This window comes from Mesorhizobium sp. M0019 (assembly GCF_040323975.1).
Lineage (GTDB): Bacteria > Pseudomonadota > Alphaproteobacteria > Rhizobiales > Rhizobiaceae > Mesorhizobium.
Genome location: NZ_JAMYVK010000118.1, coordinates 1 through 2,518 on the forward strand (window position 1 = coordinate 1; position 2,518 = coordinate 2,518).

At 63.5% G+C, this 2,518-nt stretch carries 3 protein-coding genes; 1 reads left to right on the forward strand and 2 read right to left on the reverse strand.

Translation table 11 applies throughout. The features are described 5' to 3' along the window. Positions 1-292: 292 nt before the first annotated feature. Together NKK47_RS34855 and NKK47_RS34860 are read right to left on the reverse strand one after the other, a co-directional pair. Positions 293-1,486: an IS91 family transposase gene (locus NKK47_RS34855; protein ID WP_352579907.1), complete on the reverse strand. Its 1,194-nt coding sequence runs from the start codon at positions 1,484-1,486 to the stop codon at positions 293-295. Positions 1,487-1,499: 13 nt separating this feature from the next. Continuing rightward, positions 1,500-2,387, reverse strand: a complete 888-nt coding sequence (locus NKK47_RS34860; RefSeq protein WP_352579908.1) for a tyrosine-type recombinase/integrase — start codon at positions 2,385-2,387, stop codon at positions 1,500-1,502. On the opposite strand from NKK47_RS34860, the gene NKK47_RS34865 reads away from it, so the two are divergent. Beyond that, positions 2,338-2,518: hypothetical protein (locus tag NKK47_RS34865; RefSeq protein WP_352579909.1), on the forward strand; the 181-nt coding region annotated here is incomplete at its 3' end. The two genes, NKK47_RS34860 and NKK47_RS34865, sit on opposite strands and share 50 nt — an antisense overlap.

Sequence of the window (2,518 nt, forward strand, 5' to 3'; positions counted from 1 at the left end):
GGCGGCTGGGCCTGTGTCGGCCCGCGTTGAAAAACCTCCCAAGGAGGAAGCCGCGGGGGGCTGGGTGGGGCCTATGGGGAAAGCGTGGGGCTGGCGGTGACCGACGGGCACGACAGCAGCAATCGGGTTGGCGCAGCAACGGCCAATGATGTGATGAGGACTGGTTCTTGAGGCCGTCTGCCGTTGTGTCTCGGCGATTTTGCGGTGTTCGGCAAAGCCTGACGCAAACCGGCGCCACCCCGGAGCGCATCGCAGATCCGGGCCGGCCTTGGCTGATGTGACATGCATTTCGTCATGCGGCCTTTTCCCTCGGTGGCGCACGGGATCTGGGTCGCTGGCCACGGCGGAATATCTCGACGATGCGCATCGGGCCGCCGCAGTCCGGGCATGGCTCCCTCAGGGTGAGCGGGGTGATCTCGACGCTTGGCGCTTCATCCTGCGATGGCACTTCCGCCCCGAGCAACGCACGGATCTTGGCGACATTGGTCTTGCAGCTTGCTGCGGCCAGCAGGCCGGAATGGCGGATGCGGTGGAACCCGTCGGGCAGCACGTGAATCAGGAAGCGGCGAATGAACTCGTCGGTGGCCAGCCGCATCACCTTCTGACGGTCACCGTTCTTGATCCGGTAATCCTTCCAGCGGAAGGTGACAGTCTCGGCATCCGCGCTGATCAGGCGGCTGTTCGAGATCGCCACGCGATGGGTGTAGCGACTGAGATAGGCCAGCACGGCCTCGGGACCGCCGAACGGGGGCTTGGCGTAGACGACCCATTCGGATTTGCGTAGCGGCGCGAGCCAGGCGGCGAAGGTGTCAGCCTGTGCAAGCCCGGCCAGATCCCCGAAGAAGGCCAGATCGCCTGATCGATGCAGCGCCATCAGAGCTTCCAGAAAGAGCCGTCGAAACAACCGGGACAGGACTCGCACGGACAGAAAGAACCCGGGTCGGCAGCCGATCCACCGCGTGCCATCCGGCGAAAGTCCACCCCCGGGCACGATGATGTGGACATGCGGGTGATGCGTCAGCGCTGATCCCCATGTGTGCAGAACGCTGGTCATGCCGATCCGTGCGCCGAGCCGCTTGGGATCGGCCGCAATCGTGCTCAGCGTCTCGGCCGATGCCCGGAACAGCAGGTCATAGACGGCCTTCTTGTTCCAGTAAGCGATCTGCGCGATCTCGGCAGGCAGGGTGAAAACCACGTGGAAATATTCCACGGGCAGCAGATCCGCGGCGCGGGCGGCCATCCAATCCCGCGCCGCAGGTCCTTGGCACTTCGGGCAGTGCCGGTTCTTGCAGGAATTATAGGCGATGTGGTTATGCCCGCACTTGGGGCAAGCCGCCACATGCCCACCGAGCGCCTCGGTTCGGCAGGCTTCAATCGCCGACATGACCTTGAGCTGGGTCAGGCTGACATGCCCGGCATTGGCCCGTCGCCACGCGGGGCCGTAAGCGCGAAAGATGTCAGCGATCTCCAGCTTCGGCCGGATCACCAGACCCCGGGCGCTACTCCAACCCGCGTCGGAGCGTTTGGTCCTGAAGCTTCTTCAATGTCTCGAACGGGCTGACCGTGCCGCGGATCGTCTTGGTGGCAACGTGGGCATAGATCGCGGTGGTATTGAGCCGGGCATGCCCGAGCAGGACCTGAATGACCCTGACATCGGTGTTCGCTTCCAGGAGATGCGTGGCGAAGCTGTGCCGCAACGTGTGTAGCGTTGCGGGTTTGCCGATCCCGGCCATGTTTTTGGCCGAGGTGAAGGCGCGGTTGAGCTGCCGCGGTGAGATCGGGTTGATCCTGGGTTTGCCGGGAAACAGCCAGCCCTGCGGCCGCGCCTCGCGCCAGTAGGCGCGCAAGAGCTCCAGCAGCCCGGGCGATAGCATCACCTTGCGGTCCTTTTGCCCCTTGCCCTGTTCGACATGGATCAGCATCCGGTTACTGTCGATGTCGCCGATCTTGAGGTTACAGACCTCTGACGCCCTTAGCCCGGCCCCATAGGAGATGCTGAGGGCCGCTCGATATTTGAGGCCAGGCCCTGGGGCCGCCATCAGAAGATCAGAAACCTCCTCGACGCTGAACACCACGGGCAGCTTCCGCGGCTGGCGGCGAAACTGCATATGCCGCTTCATGTCCTCACGCCCGCAGGTGCTGCCGAAAAAGAACCGCAGCGACACGATGCGGGCATTGAATGTCGTGGGTGTCACCCCGGCATTCGTCATGTGTAGCTGGTAGGCGCGCAGGTCATCAGGTGTGGCAGTGTCCGGAGATCGCTTCAGAAACCTGGCGAAATCCTTGATGGCTCGGATATGAGCCTGCTGGGCTTTGTCGCCCATCCCGCGGATGCGCATGTCTTCGATCATCCGCTCGCGCAGCGGGGTGGTCCTCTCCTCCGTCATGGGAACCTCCTGTCTGATGATTGAGAAGACCCCAATCGTCAGCCAGGACCGCAAACCTACAAATGCACGGCGTTCAGATCATTGCTGCACCCTCGCCACGGGGCGCCAGTGCCGCGCGAGCGGCTTCGTCC